Source organism: Providencia sp. PROV223, from assembly GCF_028479245.1.
Lineage (GTDB): Bacteria > Pseudomonadota > Gammaproteobacteria > Enterobacterales > Enterobacteriaceae > Providencia > Providencia rettgeri.
Genome location: NZ_JAMPNG010000004.1, coordinates 47525 through 68387 on the forward strand (window position 1 = coordinate 47525; position 20863 = coordinate 68387).

Below are 20863 nucleotides of genomic sequence, written 5' to 3' on the forward strand. Positions count from 1 at the left end.
AAGTCTTAAGGACATTAATGAGGAGTACACTATGTTTAACTTTAAATATTTCAAAGCAGACTCATCAACTTTTGTTATTCAATCAGTGAATGGAAAAGTGCGTAAACAAGGTAAGGGGCTCAGTTTTTGGTATAACTCGGATAAAACCTCTATTGCGGCGCTTCCATTGAATGCACAAGAAGCCCCCTTTATTTTTAATTTACAATCTTCTGATTTCCAAAGTTTACGTATTCAGGGACAAATTTCTTTTCAGGTAGTCGCTGCCGAAAAAACGGCGGATGTTTTAAATTTTAACTTAACTAAAGATGGAAAAAGCTATGCATCTGAAGATCCACTTAAACTGAGCGACAGGGTAGTGCGTGCGGCTCAAACTATTATCCAAGCTAAGATACAAACTACTTCATTACGAGATGCATTATTGATTAGCCAATCATTGGTGACATTAGTTAGCAAGCAACTTGCAGAACAAGCTGCAATCGAGTCATTAGGCATCGCTATTTTAGATGTTTCCATTGCAGCAATTGCACCTTCACCTGAAACCCTCAAAGCATTAGAAGCACAAGCGAGAGAATCCATTTTGAAAGAAGCGGATGACGCTATCTATGCCAGACGAAAATTTTCTGTCGAACAAGAAAGGACGATTAAAGAAGCTGAGCTAGAAACTGACTTATCTGTGCAGGCCAAAGAGCAGCAAATTGAAGAAGCTCGCCTTGATAATGAACGTAAGTTGTTACGTGAACGTGCAGAGATTAAGCAAGAAGAATTAACAGCACAGGTGAGTGCGGAAGCAAAACGTAATGAGTTGGTGGCACTTAGCGTGGAAAACCAACGGATCCAATCTGATGCAGATGCCTATGCGATTGAATCTAAAATGAAAGCTTATAGCCAATTACCAGTGGAGAACTTAAAAGCGCTTGCGTTGGCGAAAATGGGACCAGAGCAATTGATGGCAATGGCATTTGAATCATTAGCACAAAATGCAGGAAAAATTGGCGAGTTAAATATTTCCCCTGATTTATTTGGACAGCTAATGAAAAAAGGGGCGAAATAATGAATAAGATTGATGATGCCCGATTCATTCTCGTGATACGTAAAACTCGCTTACAGGAGCTCATTGAACGCTTCAATACATGGCCTCAGGCAAAATTTTATTTGGAACATAATCATGTGGAAGTCGATGATTACTTGAATGAACATGATTTATATCAGCGGCAATTAGTTCAAGCTGAATCAATTTTGAAGTCTTTAGGCCGATTTCAATTATTGGAAAGAAAATTATTACCAAGCTACCAATTTTCTATGCAGGACATTATCGTCGTGATTGGGCAGGATGGCTTAGTGGCTAATACGTTAAAGTATTTAAAAGGGCAGCCCGTTATTGCGATTAACCCCGATCCTGCAAGGTGGGATGGAAAACTACTGCCATTTGAAATTAGTCAATTACAGGAGGTGGTAACGAAAACATTGAAAGGTCAGGTTGAACAAAAATCAGTGACCTTTGCACAGGCAACAACCAATGACGGGCAATCACTACTGGCGGTGAACGATTTATTTATTGGCCCGAAAAGCCACACATCGGCACGTTATTTATTGAACTGGAATGGAGAACAAGAGTTTCAATCATCCTCTGGAATTATTATATCGACCGGACTTGGGTCAACGGGGTGGTTTCAATCTATTTTAGCGGGGGCACAGGCAATTATGGGAGGGAATAATCATCCGTTAGCACAAGGATTTGGCTGGGAGGAATGTAAGTTACAGTTTAGTGTTAGGGAGCCGTTTTTAAGTAAAACGACAGGAACCAGATGGGTATTTGGCACGATAGAGCCGAGTAACCCGTTAGCGGTGGAGTCATTAATGCCCGATAACGGCGTTATTTTTTCCGATGGTATTGAAGATGATTTTTTACAATTCAATGCAGGTTGTATTGTGACAGTGAAAATTGCAGATGTACGAGGGTTATTAGTTGCTTAGCTAGTTTCCCCACCTCATTTATAGGCATCGAGGTGGGGTTAACATCGTTACTTTTGACGTCTATTCATAGCAAAACCGAGAATACCAAATATCACGACCACTCCCCACATCGGATAATTACTCCAACGTGCGTAAGGAGTCAGCCCTGTTGTTGGGGTGACTTCAGTAGCCAGTGTTGCCGTTTTAAATTGTGGCAGCATATCCTGAATAGAGCCATCTGCACTGATCACTGCGGTGATACCATTATTGGTTGAGCGCAACAGTGGGCGGCCTAACTCCAAAGAACGCATCCGTGCCATTTGGAAGTGTTGCCAAGGGCCTATGGATTTTCCAAACCACGCATCATTTGAAACAGTAAGTAAGTAGTCGCTATCAGGCTTAAAGTTATCTCTGACCTGTGTACCTAAAATAATTTCATAGCAAATCGCAGCCGTTAGATGAATATTACCAACTGCTAATTGCGCTTGTTCATAATCGCCACGGCTAAAACCTGACATCGGCAAATTAAAGAACGGTGCGATAGGGCGCAGTAAATCTTCTAAAGGTACATATTCACCAAATGGCACTAAATGGTGTTTGTTATAGCGGTTTTTAGATGGATATAAATACGGTTTTTTATCGCCTAATACAATGATTGTATTATAAAAAGTATATTCACCATCCATCGGGCGTGCATCCACAATACCCGTAATTAACTGAGTGTTCGACTCTGCCAGTAATTGGTCGAGAGATTTAAGCCACGTTTGGTTGTCGAGCTCAACGGAAGGTACTGCCGATTCAGGCCAAACAATCAAAGACGCTTTACCGATATAAGGGCGAGAGAGCTCCATATAGGTGTCTTTGGTTTGTTGTAAAAAGCTGGCTTCCCACTTCATTGATTGGGGAATGTTGCCTTGAACCAGTGCCACTTCCATTTTCTTGTCTTCAAGGGGGGTAAACCATTGTACATTTTTGGCGAGTAATGGGGCAAAAATTAAGGCAGCAGCAACAGCGAGCGCGATAAAGCTGCGGCGTAGGATAGCGAGTACTAGCAGACCACTGATGCTAAATAATAGCAACGTAATCATTTCCACCCCAAATATAGGAGCGAGAGCTTTCATCGGCCCATCAATTTGGCTATAACCAAATTGCAGCCATGGAAAACCAGTGAGAACCCAACCACGTAAAAACTCAGTAACCTGCCACAGTGCTGGGGCAAAAAAGACTAAACGCCAAATATTGGCATGTGGGGCAAATTTAGCCATCAATGCGCCAAAAAGCCCAGTATAAAGAGAAAGGTATGCCGCTAAAAGAATAACAATAAATACGTTAACAGGGCCTGGCATGCCGCCAAAATCTGCAATGCTGACGTAAACCCAGTTAACGCCACTACCGAATAAGCCAAATCCCCAAGCAAAGCCGATAGCAAAAGATTGCTTGACCGTGCGCTGCAAGGTCAGTAATTGGAGGAAAAGGATAGAAAGTAGTGCGGCAGGCCAGATGTCAAAAGGCGAAAAAGCCAGCGTTCCACTGGCTCCGAAAATTAAAGCCAGCAGTAACCGCAACCGCTGACTTTGATAAATAGACGTTGAGTTCATTAAGTCTTTTCTTCTTCCAAAGTTGGAACTGGCGCGTCGTCTGGGATTTTTACGTGAAGCAGAAGGATCCGGCGACTATCTGCCATCGCAACTTTAAATTGATAGTTGTCTATGGTTATGGTTTCACCACGAGAAGGTAGATGACCAAAGGCTTGCATAACGAGGCCACCGACCGTATCAACTTCTTCGTCACTAAAATGAGTCCCAAAGGCTTCATTGAAATCTTCAATCTGCGTCAGGGCGCGGACAGAATAAGAATGGCGGCTAAGCTGGCGAACATCAACATCGTCTTGGTCGTCATACTCGTCTTCGATTTCGCCTACGATGAGCTCTAAAATATCTTCAATGGTTACTAGACCAGAAACACCACCAAACTCATCAATAACGATAGCCATATGATAGCGTTGAGAGCGGAATTCTTTGAGTAGTCTGTCTACTCGCTTACTTTCAGGTACAACAACCGCTTGGCGTAATACCTTATCGATACTAAAAGGCTCTGCGTCGGTACGCATAAATGGCAGTAAATCTTTTGCCATCAATAACCCTTCGATATGGTCTTTGTCTTCACTAATAACAGGGAAGCGTGAGTGAGCAGAGTCAATAATGACATCAAGGCACTCATCAAGCGTTTGATTACGTTTTAAGGTAACAATTTGGGAACGCGGGATCATAATGTCGCGCACGCGTTGATCCGCGATATCCATTACCCCTTCAAGCATTTCGCGGGTGTCAGGATCGATCAAATCGTTCTGTTCAGAGTCGCGGATTAATTCGACCAAATCATCACGATTTTTAGGTTCACCATGAAATAGGTGATTTAACAGTGCAAAGAACCCTTTCTTAGGACCAGGGTTATCGCTACTCGAAGAGTTATCGTCGCTCATGGCGGTTAATTTTTTTTTCCTCAAAAAATACTCGTCATACTTCGAACTGCAGCGTTGTTGGCTGGACTCGGCTAATCGAATCACATACTTATGTATGCTCATCGAGATATCCTAGCTTGCCGCCTAGCTGCAATTCGAATTATTTAGAGTATTCACTCGTCGTATCTCGAACCGCAGCGTTGTTGGCTGCACTTGGTACCAAAAGTAGCCCAAGTCAAAGTATTTGGAGCTTAGGTTAGTTAATAAAAACAGTTTGCTACATTCTTTTTTAGCACAAAATTGACGGTTTATCTGCAAAATAACCGTCAGTTTTTTGTAAAATAATGCTTTCTTTGAGAAAGATATCTCAAAAAATTATAGTTAGGTCACTCTTTTTCTGCAAGATATGGGTCTTCGTAGCCTAATTCAGCCAGAATTTCGGTTTCTAAACTTTCCATTTCTTCTGCTTCATCATCTTCAATATGATCATAGCCTAAAAGATGAAGGCAACCATGAACGACCATATGAGCCCAGTGTTCTTCTGCCGTTTTTTGTTGCTCGATAGCTTCTTGCTCAACAACTTGGCGACAGATAATTAAATCACCGAGCAAAGGCAGCTCAATTTCTGGCGGAGCCTCAAAGGGGAATGACAACACGTTGGTCGGTTTGTCTTTGCCACGATAGGTTAAGTTTAAGTGATGGCTTTCGGGTTCATCAACCACCCGAATAGTGACTTCACTTTGTGCTTGAAATTTAGGCAAAACAGCTGTTAACCAACGCTGAAATTCGGCTTCAGGAGGCAAGCCTTCAGGGTTTTCGCACGCAATTTGTAAATCGAGAATAATGTCACTCATTTATAGATTTTCCTGCTTTTCAAATTGCTTTTGCTGTTCTTTTTCTTCACGTAACTGTTGGCGACGTTTATTGTCTTGTTCTTCCCATGCTTCATAAGCCATGACGACTTTGGCAACAACAGGATGACGAACCACATCTTCACTGTGGAAGAAATTGAAGCTTAAATCATCGACTTCGGAGAGCACTTCAATGGCATGACGTAATCCTGATTTACTACCGCGAGGCAAGTCAACCTGAGTAATGTCTCCCGTCACAACCGCTTTAGAATTAAAGCCAATACGTGTTAAAAACATCTTCATCTGCTCGATGGTGGTGTTTTGGCTCTCATCTAAAATAATAAAAGCATCATTCAACGTACGGCCACGCATATAGGCCAGCGGCGCGACTTCGATAACATTACGCTCAATCAGTTTTTCAACTTTTTCAAAGCCTAACATTTCGAATAGCGCATCATAAAGTGGGCGCAGGTAAGGGTCGACTTTTTGGCTGAGGTCGCCCGGTAAAAAACCAAGTTTCTCACCTGCTTCAACAGCAGGGCGCGTAAGCAGAATGCGGCGAACTTCTTGGCGTTCTAAGGCATCAACTGCCGCGGCTACCGCTAAATAGGTTTTCCCAGTTCCCGCAGGGCCAATGCCAAACGTAATATCATGGTCTAAAATATTGGCGATATATTGCGCTTGATTTGGGGTGCGTGGTTTGATCACACCACGTTTAGTCTTAATATTCACCGCTTTACCGTAGTCAGGAACGCTATCGGCGGATTGCTCTAAAACACGGCTATCCAGAATGGCTAAGTGAATATTTTCAGGGTCGATATCAGGGATAACACCGCGCACAGGCGCGGTATCAACATACAGTTGACGCAAAATTTTGCTGGCCGCTTGAACGTTCAGCGGCTTACCCGATAACTTAAAACGGTTATCACGGCGATTAATTTCGATAGCAAGGCGGCGTTCTAGCTGCTTGATATTATCGTCAAATGGCCCGCAGAGGCCCATTAAACGTTGGTTATCTGCGGGTTCTAGAAAGATTTCTTGTGTTGCGATTTGCAAATTTTTTGTCTCGGTCACTGAATATCCTATGGTTGTGGCTTAGGGCTGAAAACTACCAACACCTAGCTCATCTTCTTTACGGGTGCGTGCAATAACAGACTCTGGCGATTCATGAACGCGAAGACCCATTTGATCTTCTGTACGAATGACTTTACCACGTAATGAGTTGGTATAAACATCCACAATTTCGACATCCACAAATTTACCAATCATATCCGGTGTACCTTCAAAGTTCACAACACGGTTATTTTCAGTACGCCCAGACAGCTCCATAACATTTTTACGCGATGTTCCTTCAACTAAGATACGTTGAATGGTTCCCACCATTTGGCGGCTGAAGCTTAATGCCTGCTGATTAATGCGCTGTTGCAGTAAGTATAGACGCTGTTTTTTCTCATCTTCCGTTACGTCGTCAGGTAAATCTGCAGCGGGTGTGCCAGGACGCGCGGAATAAACAAAGCTGTAGCTCATGTCAAAATTCACGTCAGCAATCAGTTTCATGGTTTTTTCGAAGTCTTCGGTTGTTTCACCGGGGAAGCCCACGATAAAGTCTGAACTGATAAGAATACCAGGGCGTGCTTCGCGTAGTTTGCGAATAATGGCTTTGTATTCAAGTGCCGTATGAGCACGTTTCATCATCGTTAGAACGCGGTCTGAGCCACTTTGCACGGGTAGATGCAAGAAGCTGACTAATTCTGGAGTATCCCGGTAAACTTCGATGATATCGTCAGTAAATTCAATTGGGTGGCTAGTGGTAAAGCGAACACGGTCGATACCATCAATAGCTGCAACTAAACGCAGTAATTCTGCAAATGAGCAAATTTCACCATCAAAGGTCTCACCGCGGTAAGCATTCACGTTTTGACCCAGTAAGTTAACTTCACGCACACCTTGTGCAGCTAACTGTGCGATTTCAAATAGAATATCATCACAAGGGCGGCTAACTTCTTCACCACGGGTATAAGGCACTACGCAGAAGGTGCAATACTTATTACAGCCTTCCATAATCGAAACGAAAGCCGTTGGCCCTTCAGCACGAGGTTCGGGTAAACGGTCAAATTTTTCAATTTCAGGGAAGCTGATATCAATAACTGGGCTGCGCGTACCTTGAACTTGGTTAATCATCTCAGGCAAACGGTGCAAAGTTTGCGGGCCGAAAACGATGTCAACGCTTGGTGCACGTTGGCGAATAAAATCCCCTTCTTGTGAAGCGACACAGCCGCCTACACCAATAATAATGTCAGGGTTTTTGTCTTTAAAAAACTTCCAACGACCAAGTTGATGGAAGACTTTTTCTTGTGCTTTTTCACGAATTGAACAGGTATTAAGCAGTAATAAATCTGCTTCTTCAGCAATTTCAGTGAGTTGATAACCATGGGTATTTTCTAATAAAGAAACCATTTTGGATGAGTCATACTCATTCATCTGGCAACCCCAAGTTTTAATGTATAGCTTTTTATTCGTCGACATGTCGTATATCCGGTGTTTTCGAAGCGGCTAGTGTAATGGACTCCGAAACGCGTTGTAAATCCAAAGTCCTACCCTTTATATTTGGGAGCTCGCATGCATTTTGATTAAGGACATCATTGTATGATGGGATAAATGCAAAGATATTTAAAATAATATCACCACACGAAATCTAAGGGCAGGCAATTTGCCTATTGTTTTAAAATTAGCACGTATTGTATTCATTTGCGGCATCAGTGACCAGAGGATGTTGCAAAATTGTGGTTGTTTTTTGTGCAAATTAAAGTGTTTTCGGCAAAATACACTGTTTGTAAGGTTATAAAGATGAAGGGCTCGAATAACCTCTAAGCCTTCAATGCTTATATTTCCTGTGAGGATCATCATTTTTCGGTACAATACCTTTATCAACGTGGTCACTGTTATCAAACAACAATCTTTATTAAACAATAAATAGTAGCGAACGTATGAATAAATTAATCGAATCTTATGATGTTGTCGTCGTTGGCGCAGGTATGACTGGCGCGGCAGCAGCATTGGGCTTTGCTCAAGAAGGCATGCGAGTCGCTTTGCTTGAAAAAGCACAACCTGCGGCCTTTGACCCACAAAGTGCTCCAGATGTTCGTATTTCTGCGATTAGCCGTGCTTCTGTTGAATTGTTGGAGCAATTAGGGGCTTGGCAACATGTTAAGTCAATGCGAAGTGCTCCATATCGCCAGTTAGAAACATGGGAAGAGCCAGAGAGCAATGTGGTTTTTGATGCTCAGAGTCTTGGGTTGCCTGAACTTGGGTTTATGGTAGAAAACCGTGTGTTACAGCTTGCATTATGGCAAGAATGTGAAAAATACAACAATCTAGACCTTGTCTGCCCTGCGAGACTTATCAATTTATACCAACCTAAGTCACAAGAAGAGTGGATATTAGCATTAGATGATGGCCGAGCTCTGCAAGCTAAGCTTGTTATTGGAGCTGATGGCGCGAATTCGCAGGTCCGCAAAATGGCAGGGATTGGTAGCCGTGGCTGGCAGTATCGCCAATCATGTATGTTGATTAGCATTCAAACACAGCAGTCTCAGCAAGATAAAACATGGCAGCAGTTTTTTCCATCAGGGCCTAGGGCATTTTTACCGCTGTATGATAATTGGGCTTCATTAGTCTGGTATGACAGCCCTGCAAAGATTAGGCGTTTACAAGGCATGTCAATGGAACAGTTGACGGGAGCGATTTCTGAAGCTTTCCCTGAACGTTTAGGGCCTGTTACCGCAATTGCGTCAGGGGCATTTCCACTGACTCGTCATCATGCTCGTCGCTATGTAATAGATGGATTAGCATTGATTGGTGATGCCGCTCATACCATTAATCCATTAGCGGGGCAGGGAGTGAATTTAGGCTACCGAGATGTTGATGCGTTGTTGAAAGAAGTGATTTACGCGCGCGAATACATACAACCTTGGCATTCCCTTGATGTATTGAAGCGTTATCAACGCCGTCGTTTGCCTGATAATTTAATTATGCAAGCTGGAATGGACGTATTTTATATGGCATTTAGTGAAAAGTTACCAGGATTGAAAATAGTTAGGAATCTTGGGTTGATGGCGGCACAGCGTGCTGGAGAAGCGAAAAAGCTGGCGTTGAAGTATGCTTTAGGTTTATAGAAATTATCTTGAATATAATAAATAGGCCGCTAATTAGCGGCCTATTTATTATTAAGTGAAGAAGTTATGGTTATTTATTATTAGCTAAATCAACCGGATGAATATTACTTGTGTCTGTATTGATGCTGTCATCTTCAGTAATCACTGAATCTAATGTTTCATTTTTTGCTGAAAATGCATGAGCCAATTTTTCTGTGTCGAGTTCTTTTTCCCAACGCGCAACAACGATACACGCACATGCGTTACCCACTAAGTTAGTTAATGCACGGCACTCAGACATAAAACGGTCGATACCTAAAATAAGCGCCATACCTGCGACAGGAACGCTTGGCACCACCATCAGTGTGGCTGCTAAGGTAATAAACCCTGCACCCGTCACACCAGCTGCACCTTTTGAGCTTATCATCGCAACTAACAGCAACGAAATTTGTTGCCAAATAGTGAGCTCAATATTAGTGGCTTGGGCAATAAACAATGCAGCCATCGTCATATAAATATTCGTACCATCAAGATTGAATGAATAACCCGTTGGGATAACTAACCCGACAACCGATTTTTCACACCCTGCATGCTCCATTTTGCGCATTAAGCTTGGCAGTGCCGCTTCGGAAGAAGAGGTACCTAAAACTAACCATAGCTCGTCTTTGATATATTTAATTAGCGCAATGATGGAGAAGCCGTTGTATTTAGCAACTGCACCCAGAACAAGTAAGACGAACAACAGTGAGGTAATATAGAACGTCATAATCAGCATCATTAAGTTGCCGATAGAGGATATTCCATATTTACCAATAGTAAATGCCATTGCGCCAAATGCCCCGATAGGTGCGAGTTTCATGAGCATCGCAACCATTTTGAATACAGGTTCAGAGAAGTTTTGTAGTAGTTTTACAATGGGCTCGCCGTGTTTACCTGTTGCAGCTAATGCTAATCCGAAAATGACAGCAATAAATAGAACTTGCAGGATGTTGCCGTTTACTAATGGACTAATGACGGTATCAGGGATGATATTCATCAAGAAGCCAACTATCGAAGATTCGTGTGCTTTTTCAACGTAGGTGGCAACTTTAGTGCTATCAAGGGTTGCCGGATCAATATTAAGGCCTGAACCTGGGCGAATGATATTCGCGACGATAAGACCGATGACGAGGGCGATGGTCGAGAAAGTGATGAAGTAGAGCATCGCTTTACCTGCGACGCTACCAACGGCCTTCATGTTTGACATGCCAGATATACCAGTAACAACAGTTAAGAAGATAACTGGCGCGATAATCATTTTAACGATTTTGATGAATGCATCACCAAGCGGTTTTAATGATTCTCCAATGTCTGGAAAAAAGTGGCCAAGTGCGATACCCAGAACGATGGCTACGATTACCTGAACATATAAGATCTTATATATTGGTTGCTTTATCATGTTTCGCATAAATTTTCTCTGTAAAAATGTTGCGTTTGGCAATTTATAATTATTAGGTTTAAAACTTTTATTAGAGTTTCTGAGAACTAATTTAGTTGGAATGGAAGAAGGGGCTGAATTTATTAGTACCAGAGGTTGATAATAATTTAACTGGTAATAATCATACCTAACTACAATTCGAGCGCAGATTACCACTTTCAGCAGTTATAGAGAAATGATTGAAGTCACATATTTGATAGAAAAGTTATGCAAACGTAAATTTTATGAGCTAAATGTTGCTTTAATATCACTTTAAGCGATTAAGCTATTGGTTATCCGATAATATTGGGATTAAATAAATAAGTAAATCACTAAAAAGTCATCATTTAAGCTAAAAATAGAGATAGAAATATAGAAAACAGTAGAGATGAAGCCTCAACTTATTAAAAAATAGAGTTATCTGCTATTTTTTTATTTTTTATTTAATTTATCAATAAAATCGATAAGCAAAATTAAGATAGTTTAGGCAGAGAAAGAGATAATAGGCGTTAATTTAAGTGATATTGAAAAGAGAATGGCTGGGGTACCAGGATTCGAACCTGGGAATGCCAGGATCAAAACCTGGTGCCTTACCGCTTGGCGATACCCCAACAAAAGAAATGGTAGCTACGACGGGATTCGAACCTGTGACCCCAACATTATGAGTGTTGTGCTCTAACCAACTGAGCTACATAGCCATATATAATTTCTTTGAAATGAATTGTGCAACTCTAGGTAGGATAGTAGATGGCTGGGGTACCAGGATTCGAACCTGGGAATGCCAGGATCAAAACCTGGTGCCTTACCGCTTGGCGATACCCCATCCGGGAATTCTACTATTGATTGTTTTAAGATGGCTGGGGTACCAGGATTCGAACCTGGGAATGCCAGGATCAAAACCTGGTGCCTTACCGCTTGGCGATACCCCAATCTTAAATTCAATGCTACCGAGAAGGAAAATGGTGCGGGAGACAAGACTTGAACTTGCACACCTTGCGGCGCCAGAACCTAAATCTGGTGCGTCTACCAATTTCGCCACTCCCGCAAATAATGGTGGCTATGACGGGATTCGAACCTGTGACCCCAACATTATGAGTGTTGTGCTCTAACCAGCTGAGCTACATAGCCATCTTTTTTTGCATAACCTTCGTCGGCGTTGCGGGGCGCATTATGCTAATTACAGACCCGACAGTCAACAGCTTTTTGCACTATTTTTTAGAAAACGTGACTGTTTGTTTGTTGAATAATCATTTTGTCGATAAAGCCAGCAAAAAACAAGCCCGTATTTGAAAAAAATCACTTTTTGTCTTAGACGCTAGATAAATGTAATTTGGTTATGGTGTGAAATAAAACAGCGAAAGAGCTAAAAAATTTGTGTGGGGGAACAAAACGGAGGAATGGGGAGTATGCTAAAAGTGATGTATGGAATGCAGCGTTCAGTTTATAGACAATAAAAAAGCAGGTATCTCAACCTGCTTTAAAAAAACACGCCAAAAATTAGCTTTCAAACAGTTTTTGTAATAATTCACCATTGAGCATCGCGCGTTTAGTGAGTGCGAAAGCGCCTATTGCCGAGTTATGAACTAGCTGCGATGTGACGATGGGAAGATTCTCTCTAAATCCTTTTAAGGCTTGTGTATCAATGCAGCTTTGAATTGCGGGTAACAGAATTTGTTCTGCTTCTGTGATATCGCCTGCAATAACGACTTTTTCAGGGTTAAATAAGTTTATAGAGATAGCTATCGCTTTACCGATTTGCCGGCCAACGTGCTGGATAACTTCCGTAGCAAGAGGATCTCCCTTATTAGCGGCTTGGCAAATATGGGAAATCGTACAAGTTTCCAATGTAAGGGAGCTCGAATAGCCTTGTTCTAAACGCTGTTTTACGCGGGCTTCAATCGCTTGGTTTGAGGCAATGGTTTCTAAACAACCAAAATTACCGCAATGGCAAAGTTCGCCAAGAGGGTCAACTTGAATATGCCCAATTTCCCCGAGGTTACCTCGATGGTTGAGTAATATCTCTTTATTGATGACTAAACCCGCCCCTGCGCCTCTGTGGATGCGAACTAGTAGAGAGTCTTCGCAATCACGAGTAGCACCAAAATAGCTCTCAGCGAGGGCTAGGCTGCGAATATCATGCCCTGCATAACAGGTAATTTTAAAGTGTGCTTGTAAATTGTCGATGAGATGCCAATTGTCGACCTTGATATGTGGCATGTAGTAAACAATCCCACTATTTGGGTTAACTAACCCAGGGAGAATAATAGAAATCGCAATCAGCTCTTTTAAGCGCTTGTGATTGTGCTCAATAAAATCTTCAAGAGCGGCAATCAACTTTTGTTCTACGGCTTGCTGAGAAGGCTCTGTGATAGGGTAATGGGCATCGACAATCATTTTGCCACCTAAGTCGTATAAGGCGATGGTGGCATCATAGCGCCCTAAGCGGACGCCAATCGTGTGAAAATTTTTGTGTTCAGAAACAATAGATATGGCACGACGGCCTCCAGTAGAGGCCTGTTGGTCAACTTCTTTAATTAAACCACGTTCGAGTAACTGGCGAGTGATTTTAGTCACACTGGCTGGGGCAAGTTGGCTTTGCTCCGCGATTTGAATTCTTGATATCGGGCCATGTTGGTCAATTAAACTATAGACGACAGCGCTATTTAGTTGTTTGACGAGATCAATATTACCAATTTGCTTCAGCGAGTGGCTTTGATTCATTAGCTAGTTACTCATTTTTTGTAGACTTCTGCTCCGTTAACATAGGTTGCAAGGACGTCGAAGTCGTGGTTAAACGCGGTTAAATTCGCAATTTTACCCGGAGCAATAGACCCTAAAGTCTCATCAACTCCAATGGCTCTTGCGGGGTAGAGCGTTGCCATTCTCAGTGTTTCATCTAATGGAATACCCACGTACTCTACACTGTTTCTCACTGCTTCTATCATGGTGAGTGACGAGCCGCTGAGTGTGCCATTTTCATCTACACATAATCCATCGCGGTAGTATATGGTTTTACCCGCGAAGATAAAATGATCCATTTCACCAGTTTGAGGATCTATTCCTGCCGGCGCTGTGGCATCAGTCACTAAAATTAATTTATCACCTTTTAAGTGCTTACTATTACGGATATTTGCCCACTGAACATGTAAGCCATCAGCGATAATTCCCGCATACACTTCAGGAGTGTCATAAATAGCACCAACTAAACCGGGGCCACGGCCTGAAATATATGGCATGGCGTTGAAAATATGCGTTGAAAAGCGAATTCCGGCTTTAAAGCCCAGTTTAGCCTCTTCATACGTTGCATTTGAATGCCCAGCAGAAATAACAATGCCGGAATCTTTCAGTTGATGAATGTAATCAAGTTCAACCATTTCAGGCGCTAAAGTGATTTTAGTGATGGAGTCTGCATGAGCAGCTAAATAATCAATCATCTGCGCGGATGGTTGGCGGATAAATTCAGGGTTATGTGTGCCTTTTTTAATAACATTAATATATGGGCCTTCTAAATGGAGCCCGAGAGCTTGGTTCTTGTGGTCTTTTAAGTACTCAGTCATGACCTCAATACCATGCTTCATCAATTCGTCAGAGCAGGTAATCAGCGTTGGCAGGTAACTGGTACATCCTGTACGCTCATTGGCTTTTTGCATGATATCCAAATTCTTTAATGTGACATTTTCTTTATTATCATTGAATTGGACACCACCACAGCCGTTGACTTGCAGGTCAATAAACCCTGCAGATAACGTCGCACCTTGTAGGTCATGTTGTGGAATATGGGAAGGTAATTCAGAGACAGGACAAACATCTTTGATGATTTCACCATCAATGACGACCGCATGGTTATCCAGTCTTTCATGACCTGTATAAATAATGCAATTTGTTAATGCATACATGGCTTAAAACTCCTGACCTCTGGAAAGTGGGTCACCGATCAGCCTTCGCTGATCGGGTGATTGATAAATATAATCTTAGTTAAACTTTTCAATAATTTCAGATTCTAGCTGTTTGAAATATTTAAGCGTTTTAACTTTTAATTCGAGTGTTGCGGGTTCATCACAGACGACCAGTGCTTTTGGGTGCATTTGCACGCAGCTCACTGTCCACATATGGTTAATTGAACCTTCAACTGCGGCATGAACTGCGTTCGCTTTATTCGCACCCGTTGCAAGTACCATTAACTCTTCAGCATCCATTAATGTGGCGACACCGACAGTTAAAGCAAATTTTGGTACTTGATTGATATCATTATCAAAGAAACGTGAGTTAGCTTGGCGCGTTTCTGGTGTCAATGTTTTAATGCGGGTGCGTGAGTTCAATGAAGAACCGGGTTCATTAAAAGCAATGTGACCGTCGTTACCTACGCCGCCCATAAATAAATTAATTTTGCCGTAAGATTTAATTTTATCTTCATAACGTTGGCATTCCGCATCAACATCTGGGGCATTACCATTCAGTAAATTAATATTTTGCGCTTGAATGTCGATGTGGTTAAAGAAATTTTCATGCATAAATGTGTGATAGCTTTGAGGATGATTAGCTGGAATACCAATATATTCATCCATATTAAATGTTACCACATGCTTAAAACTAACTTTTCCTGCGTTATATAAAGCAATCAGTGCTTTATAAGTGGCAAGAGGGGTACCGCCTGTTGGTAACCCAAGAACGAAAGGGCGATCAGCAGTAGGGTTGAATGCGTTGATTTTGTCAGCGATATACTGTGCGGACCAAATGCCAACATCATGCGCATTATTAAGTGGAATTAGCCTCATGTCTCAATTACCTCTAATAAGTCTGTGAAATCTTTCATGTATATATGTATCCCTGATGTTATTCATTAGATATAGGAATACTCGTTATACTTCAAATTTATTGTGCATTATCACTTGGTTGACATGCTATTTTTGTTTCAGGACATGCATTCAAGTGTGCTGAGAATATACAGGTTAATAGTACAAATAAGTTATTTTTAATCATAAAATAAGTTTTCGATAATAGCTAGTAATTTAGTCATATCAGTAACTCTTTCGTTGACATTTATCACAAATCGAACCTATTTATTTTGCATCGCGAAACAATTAATTTAGACTATGAAATTGATACTCTCAATAACCTAAATTATGATTTAGGTGTGTGAACAATAAGATCCCGTAAATGGGGCAAAAATAGGGCGATAAAGGGGGAGTTTGTGAATATTCTTAGCTACTTACAGCGGATTGGTAGGGCACTTATGGTGCCAGTTGCTGTACTACCAGCCGCAGCAATCCTGATGGGGATTGGCTATTGGATTGACCCAGATGGTTGGGGAGCCAATAGTGCAATCGCAGCGTTACTGATAAAATCGGGTGCGGCTATTATTGATAATATGTCCGTACTGTTTGCTATTGGTGTTGCTTATGGAATGTCAAAAGATAAGGACGGTGCGGCTGCGCTGACCGGTTTTGTTGGCTTTTTAGTCGTGACAACACTGTGTTCGCCGGCATCTTATTCCATGATCATGAATGTTCCGTTGGAAAGCGTTCCTGCGGCATTCGGTAAAATAAATAACCAATTCGTGGGTATCTTAGTTGGGGTATTGTCTGCTGAATTGTACAACCGCTACAGTGGCGTAGAGCTACCAAAAGCGTTGTCTTTCTTTAGCGGTCGTCGCCTCGTGCCGATTTTGACATCATTCTTAATGATCATCTTAGCCTTCATTCTGATGTATGTTTGGCCGGTGGTATATAATGGTTTGGTTTCTTTCGGTGAAAGCATTAAAGATTTAGGTTCTGTGGGAGCGGGTATTTATGCCTTCTTCAACCGTTTATTAATTCCTGTTGGTCTACACCACGCACTTAACTCTGTGTTCTGGTTTGACGTTGCTGGGATCAATGATATTCCGAACTTCTTAGGCGGCGCTAAGTCAATTGATGCCGGCTTGGCAACGGTAGGTATCACTGGTCGCTATCAAGCAGGCTTCTTCCCAATCATGATGTTTGGTTTACCTGGTGCGGCATTAGCGATTTACCACTGTGCTCGCCCGGAAAACAAAGCCAAAGTGGCTGGTATTATGATTGCTGGTGCGTTTGCGGCATTCTTCACCGGTATCACTGAACCACTTGAATTCTCATTCATGTTCGTGGCGCCAATTCTGTACGTAGTCCACGCATTGTTAACGGGTATTTCGGTTTATATCGCAGCAACAATGGAATGGATTTCAGGGTTCGGTTTCAGCGCAGGTTTAGTCGATATGTTATTGCAATCACGTAACCCATTAGCCGTTCAGTGGTATATGTTGATTGTTCAAGGCTTAGTCTTCTTCTGCATTTACTATGTCATTTTCCGTTTCATGATCCGTAAATTCAACCTGTTAACACCAGGCCGTGAAGAGAGCGCAGGTGATGAAACGATTGATGGTTATGACGAAAGCATTAGCCCTGCCGATAACAGTGACAGCGATATTCAAAAAGAAGCTCGCCAATATGTTGCAGCGGTTGGTGGTAGTGACAACATCGTCAGTATTGATGCCTGTATTACACGTTTACGTTTAGGCGTTAAAGATTCAGCAGTTGTTAATGATGCGATGACTAAACGTTTAGGCGCTTCAGGTGTTATCCGCTTAAGCAAACAAAATGTGCAAGTGATTGTCGGTACACGTGCTGAATTGGTCGCAAAAGCAATGACTGAAGTAATTGCAAAAGGCCCTATTGCCGGTTCTGCACCAGTTGCAGCAGCAGAAGAGAAAAAAGCCGCAGAGCCTGCGAAAACAAAAGGTAATGTGATTTTATCTCTGGTTGCGCCAGTCAGTGGTCAAGTGTTCTCCCTTGACGATGTGCCAGATGAAGCGTTTTCTAGCCGCATTGTGGGCGATGGTATTGCCATCAAACCAACAAGCAGCGAAGTGTTAGCGCCGGCGTCAGGTACGGTGGTGAAAATTTTCGAAACTAACCACGCATTCTGCCTTGAAACAGAAAACGGTGTTGAACTCATTGTTCATATGGGGATCGATACGGTTGCACTGAAAGGTGAAGGTTGCGCACGTTTAGTGGAAGAAGGTGCTGAAGTAACCGCTGGCACACCAATCCTGAACTTAGACCTCGCGTTCCTTGAAGCCAATGCTAAATCAATGATTAGCCCTGTTATCATCAGCAATATCGATGATTTTTCTGGCGTCGAAATTTTAGTTGAAGGTGACGTGAAAGCAGGTGAAACTGTTATTTATAATGTTCTGAAATAATTCAGTTTAATATTATAAGTGAGTAAGAGGGTGGCTTAGGCCACCCTCTTTGTTTATGCAGTTTAAATAAGAAAAAGATAATCATATAGGGCATAACAAATAATGATAATCAGTATCAATTGAGTCCAGTGTATAAAGAAAATATAATTAATTGTTAGCTTTGTGGAGAGGCTGAAATACGAGAGTAATTAAAATAAAAGCGCCTAAAAGCAATATAACAAAGTATCTATAAGGAGAAAAAATGGGATTAAAAATTCATCTAGTTTGGTTTGATAAACAAACAGAAGAATATGTTGGTGAAGAGTATTCTCTTGACTTAGGGGATGATGGTAGCATTATAGAAAAAACTATTAACCCTGAAGAAAACATTATTAATAATGGTTGTTTTGATGTGCTTTCTGATTGGGCCTCTAATCTTCAAAAGCATATAAAACATAAATTTAAATTTAATAAATATGATTATCAAGTTTCATTCGATTATCGAGAAGAATGGTAATTATTTATATTTATAAATTATTAGTAAATCATTTAATTTGCTTTTTTTTATGCAGGTTAATATTTACCCATAAAAATGAGGGTTATATAAAATAATTGGTAAATAATTTATTTATTTAAAATAAAGGTAAAAATCTGTAGAAATATTAGGGATTTATTCAAAGTAATAACATAAGGAATATGTATTATGACAGAGTCAATAAAGCACCTACAGATCCATAAACTAGAAGATATGAATATTCATAGAAACTTAGGCGCAGGTCATGACCCGATGCAGATAGGGCCACCCAGCATAACCATTCATGTGGCGCCTAAAGGTAGTCCAATTTACAATCAGTTAGGAGAAGACACGGGGAATACATCACAATGGGGACATACCTATATTAGTATTCGAGGCATTAATCCTGTGACACATAATTATGAACAAATTAGCATGGGACTTAGTCCAGGAGAAGATTGGGGGTCATCAAAAGATAATTTGTCTTTTAATGATCATGTTCGTTATAAAAGTGCTTCCACATTGACGATAACATCAAATAATCAACAGTTTTTTAGTTATTTCAATAATCTATATACGGCTATGCATGATTATAAAACAGGAAAAACGCAGCCTCCGAATTATAATCCATTTAGTTTAACTGGGGAAAAAACGTGCGGTAAATTTGTTCAGTCAGAGCTAGAAAAAGCAGGCATGCAAGGTATTAATATCCCCTTTTGGCCTGATGATGCTTATGAGAATTTAGACAATTTGGCTGATGATTACGAAACACCATTAGTAATTGATTTAGGTGGTAATGGTGTACAAACTTTAGTAGATAGTTTTGGCGTTGAATTCGATTTTAAAGGAAATGCAATTAAGTCGCGAACAGGCTGGGTACACCCAGATGATGGATTACTGGTGTGGGATAAAAATAAAGATGGCATGATTAATTCAGGTAACGAATTGTTTGGTAACAATAACCTACAGATTAGTAATACACGACTGAAAGATGGCTTTTCTGCTTTATCTGAATTGGACAGTAATACTGATAGAATTATTAATTCAAGTGATAAGTTTTGGTTGGAGTTAAAAGTCTGGCAAGATAAAAATTCGGATGGTATTAGTCAATTCCATGAATTAACAAATTTAAGTAATATGGGCATTAACGCAATTGAGTTGAATGCAAATGAGCTCAATTTTTATGATGAGAATGGTAATTTCCATAAATTAATGGCTAAGGTAAGTTGGGATAATAATAAGCAAACTGAAGTCGTTGATGTATTATTTCACCAGCGAGCGAATACGATTAATTTACAACAAAATTTTAATCAACTTATTGATAATATGCTTGGTTTTTCATTCCCCTCAAATGATGACTGTATCTTTTTAATTGCAGACACCATAACAAGCTATCCTCATGCAACTTCACTCTCTACCAATGATTTAGGAAAAATCTCGTGAGGTTGCTTTCATGGTCTATCGTTATAGGAGCGTTCATTATCGGGACTCCAATTTGGGGAGGGAATACAAATCCTCCTTTAATTCCAACTGTAAGAGATCGTCTATATACCATTGGGTATAATGAAACAGAACTACGTTATGACCCAGACCTACCTAAAAAAGTTTCTTATCCTGCAAACCAACAGCAAGTGCTTGAGTTATATCATCGGGCATTAAAAAATAATAATGAAGATGATAATTATGCCTTATTTTCTTTTTTCAGAATTGGTTGCACCGATTTTAAGCATTTACATAATGTGAAAGCTGCAAAAGAAGAGTGTGCACTGGCAAATTTCTTTTTGAAGAGAGTATTAAAAATTAATTCTAACAATGGGTTAGCTCTGTTATTTACAGGGGTAAACTATCAGCATGGTAATGGGGGGGAAGTAAATATGCCAGAAGCAATTTCATATTATGAACGAGCTTACCACCTTCATGGTAATAAGGTAATTGTAGCAGGAAAAAATCTTTCGACGATTTATTTACATGGACTCGGCGGGATCCCTCAGGACTTTAATAAAGCTAAATACTATTTAGAAATGGCCGCAAGAGATAACCCAAAGGGGCAAGATGCATATTACCTCAAGAATTTTGATACATATGTTGATTTACTCAAAATATCAAATGAAGGTGATAAATGTAAGCAACAAAACCCTAATAACCGTATCTGGGTAAAAGAATGTAATGATAAAGTAGAAAAGAAAATAGAAGCGTACTTAAAAAAACATAGAGGAAATCAGAAAGAGAAAGATGCGATTGGTTAATTTACCAAAATTTTATTTTATGACTAGTAT

16 protein-coding genes and 6 tRNA genes are annotated in these 20863 nt (G+C 40.8%); 7 read left to right on the forward strand and 15 right to left on the reverse strand.

All coding sequences use genetic code 11. The features are described 5' to 3' along the window. Positions 1-31 precede the first annotated feature (31 nt). Together PR767_RS06520 and PR767_RS06525 are read left to right on the forward strand one after the other, a co-directional pair. Positions 32-1051, forward strand: coding sequence for an SPFH domain-containing protein (locus PR767_RS06520; protein ID WP_109913202.1), 1020 nt, complete (start codon positions 32-34; stop codon positions 1049-1051). Then, positions 1051-1974 (forward strand): sugar kinase, encoded by a 924-nt coding sequence (locus tag PR767_RS06525; protein WP_222959894.1) that lies wholly within the window; start codon positions 1051-1053, stop codon positions 1972-1974. The genes PR767_RS06520 and PR767_RS06525 overlap by 1 nt, the downstream gene beginning before the upstream one ends. Before the next feature lie 47 nt (positions 1975-2021). Here PR767_RS06525 and lnt read toward each other — a convergent pair whose 3' ends face one another. The 5 genes from lnt to miaB all read right to left on the reverse strand — a co-directional run bounded on the left by lnt (position 2022) and on the right by miaB (position 7791). Continuing rightward, entirely contained in the window at positions 2022-3551 is a 1530-nt protein-coding gene (gene lnt / locus PR767_RS06530) for an apolipoprotein N-acyltransferase (protein WP_004908974.1), read from the reverse strand. Then, complete coding sequence (gene corC, locus PR767_RS06535; protein WP_004908986.1) at positions 3551-4435, reverse strand: CNNM family magnesium/cobalt transport protein CorC; 885 nt, start codon at positions 4433-4435, stop codon at positions 3551-3553. Before corC ends, lnt begins: the two co-directional genes overlap by 1 nt. 365 nt (positions 4436-4800) lie before the next feature. Next, on the reverse strand, positions 4801-5268 hold the full coding sequence (ybeY, locus tag PR767_RS06540) for an rRNA maturation RNase YbeY (RefSeq protein WP_004908987.1): 468 nt from the start codon (positions 5266-5268) through the stop codon (positions 4801-4803). Next, positions 5269-6321, reverse strand: a complete 1053-nt coding sequence (locus PR767_RS06545; RefSeq protein ID WP_272520090.1) for a PhoH family protein — start codon at positions 6319-6321, stop codon at positions 5269-5271. 39 nt (positions 6322-6360) lie between these two features. Further along, positions 6361-7791, reverse strand: a complete 1431-nt coding sequence (miaB, locus tag PR767_RS06550; RefSeq protein ID WP_004908990.1) for a tRNA (N6-isopentenyl adenosine(37)-C2)-methylthiotransferase MiaB — start codon at positions 7789-7791, stop codon at positions 6361-6363. Between the two features lie 461 nt (positions 7792-8252). On the opposite strand from miaB, the gene ubiF reads away from it, so the two are divergent. After that, positions 8253-9440, forward strand: coding sequence for a 3-demethoxyubiquinol 3-hydroxylase (ubiF, locus tag PR767_RS06555; RefSeq protein ID WP_272520030.1), 1188 nt, complete (start codon positions 8253-8255; stop codon positions 9438-9440). A gap of 70 nt (positions 9441-9510) precedes the next feature. On the opposite strand, the gene PR767_RS06560 is transcribed toward ubiF, so the two are convergent. The 10 genes from PR767_RS06560 to nagB all read right to left on the reverse strand — a co-directional run bounded on the left by PR767_RS06560 (position 9511) and on the right by nagB (position 15650). Then, positions 9511-10866: a dicarboxylate/amino acid:cation symporter gene (locus PR767_RS06560; protein ID WP_272520031.1), complete on the reverse strand. Its 1356-nt coding sequence runs from the start codon at positions 10864-10866 to the stop codon at positions 9511-9513. 545 nt (positions 10867-11411) lie between these two features. Next, positions 11412-11486 (reverse strand) — tRNA-Gln (locus tag PR767_RS06565). A 10-nt stretch (positions 11487-11496) separates the two neighbouring features. Beyond that, positions 11497-11573, reverse strand: a tRNA-Met gene (locus PR767_RS06570). Positions 11574-11623: 50 nt separating this feature from the next. Beyond that, positions 11624-11698 (reverse strand) — tRNA-Gln (locus tag PR767_RS06575). Positions 11699-11729: 31 nt separating this feature from the next. Next, positions 11730-11804 (reverse strand) — tRNA-Gln (locus PR767_RS06580). A 31-nt stretch (positions 11805-11835) separates the two neighbouring features. Next, positions 11836-11920: transfer RNA gene (locus PR767_RS06585), tRNA-Leu, on the reverse strand. A gap of 6 nt (positions 11921-11926) precedes the next feature. Continuing rightward, positions 11927-12003: transfer RNA gene (locus PR767_RS06590), tRNA-Met, on the reverse strand. 369 nt (positions 12004-12372) lie between these two features. Further along, positions 12373-13596 (reverse strand): DNA-binding transcriptional regulator NagC, encoded by a 1224-nt coding sequence (gene nagC / locus PR767_RS06595; RefSeq protein ID WP_115167741.1) that lies wholly within the window; start codon positions 13594-13596, stop codon positions 12373-12375. An 11-nt stretch (positions 13597-13607) separates the two neighbouring features. Then, a complete protein-coding gene (gene nagA, locus PR767_RS06600) occupies positions 13608-14771 on the reverse strand; it encodes an N-acetylglucosamine-6-phosphate deacetylase (RefSeq protein WP_272520032.1) in 1164 nt (387 codons plus the stop codon). 75 nt (positions 14772-14846) lie between these two features. Further along, positions 14847-15650 carry a glucosamine-6-phosphate deaminase gene (nagB, locus tag PR767_RS06605; RefSeq protein ID WP_004909001.1) on the reverse strand — a complete coding sequence of 268 codons (804 nt, stop codon included), beginning with the start codon at positions 15648-15650 and terminating at the stop codon, positions 14847-14849. Between the two features lie 416 nt (positions 15651-16066). On the opposite strand from nagB, the gene nagE reads away from it, so the two are divergent. The 4 genes from nagE to PR767_RS06625 all read left to right on the forward strand — a co-directional run bounded on the left by nagE (position 16067) and on the right by PR767_RS06625 (position 20833). Next, positions 16067-18094 (forward strand): N-acetylglucosamine-specific PTS transporter subunit IIBC, encoded by a 2028-nt coding sequence (nagE, locus tag PR767_RS06610; RefSeq protein WP_110731782.1) that lies wholly within the window; start codon positions 16067-16069, stop codon positions 18092-18094. 241 nt (positions 18095-18335) lie between these two features. After that, a complete protein-coding gene (locus tag PR767_RS06615; RefSeq protein ID WP_004909005.1) occupies positions 18336-18590 on the forward strand; it encodes a colicin E3-like toxin immunity protein in 255 nt (84 codons plus the stop codon). 186 nt (positions 18591-18776) lie between these two features. After that, positions 18777-20030, forward strand: a complete 1254-nt coding sequence (locus tag PR767_RS06620; protein ID WP_272520033.1) for a hypothetical protein — start codon at positions 18777-18779, stop codon at positions 20028-20030. Continuing rightward, complete coding sequence (locus PR767_RS06625) at positions 20027-20833, forward strand: sel1 repeat family protein (protein WP_272520034.1); 807 nt, start codon at positions 20027-20029, stop codon at positions 20831-20833. Before PR767_RS06620 ends, PR767_RS06625 begins: the two co-directional genes overlap by 4 nt. The last annotated feature ends 30 nt before the right edge of the window (positions 20834-20863 follow it).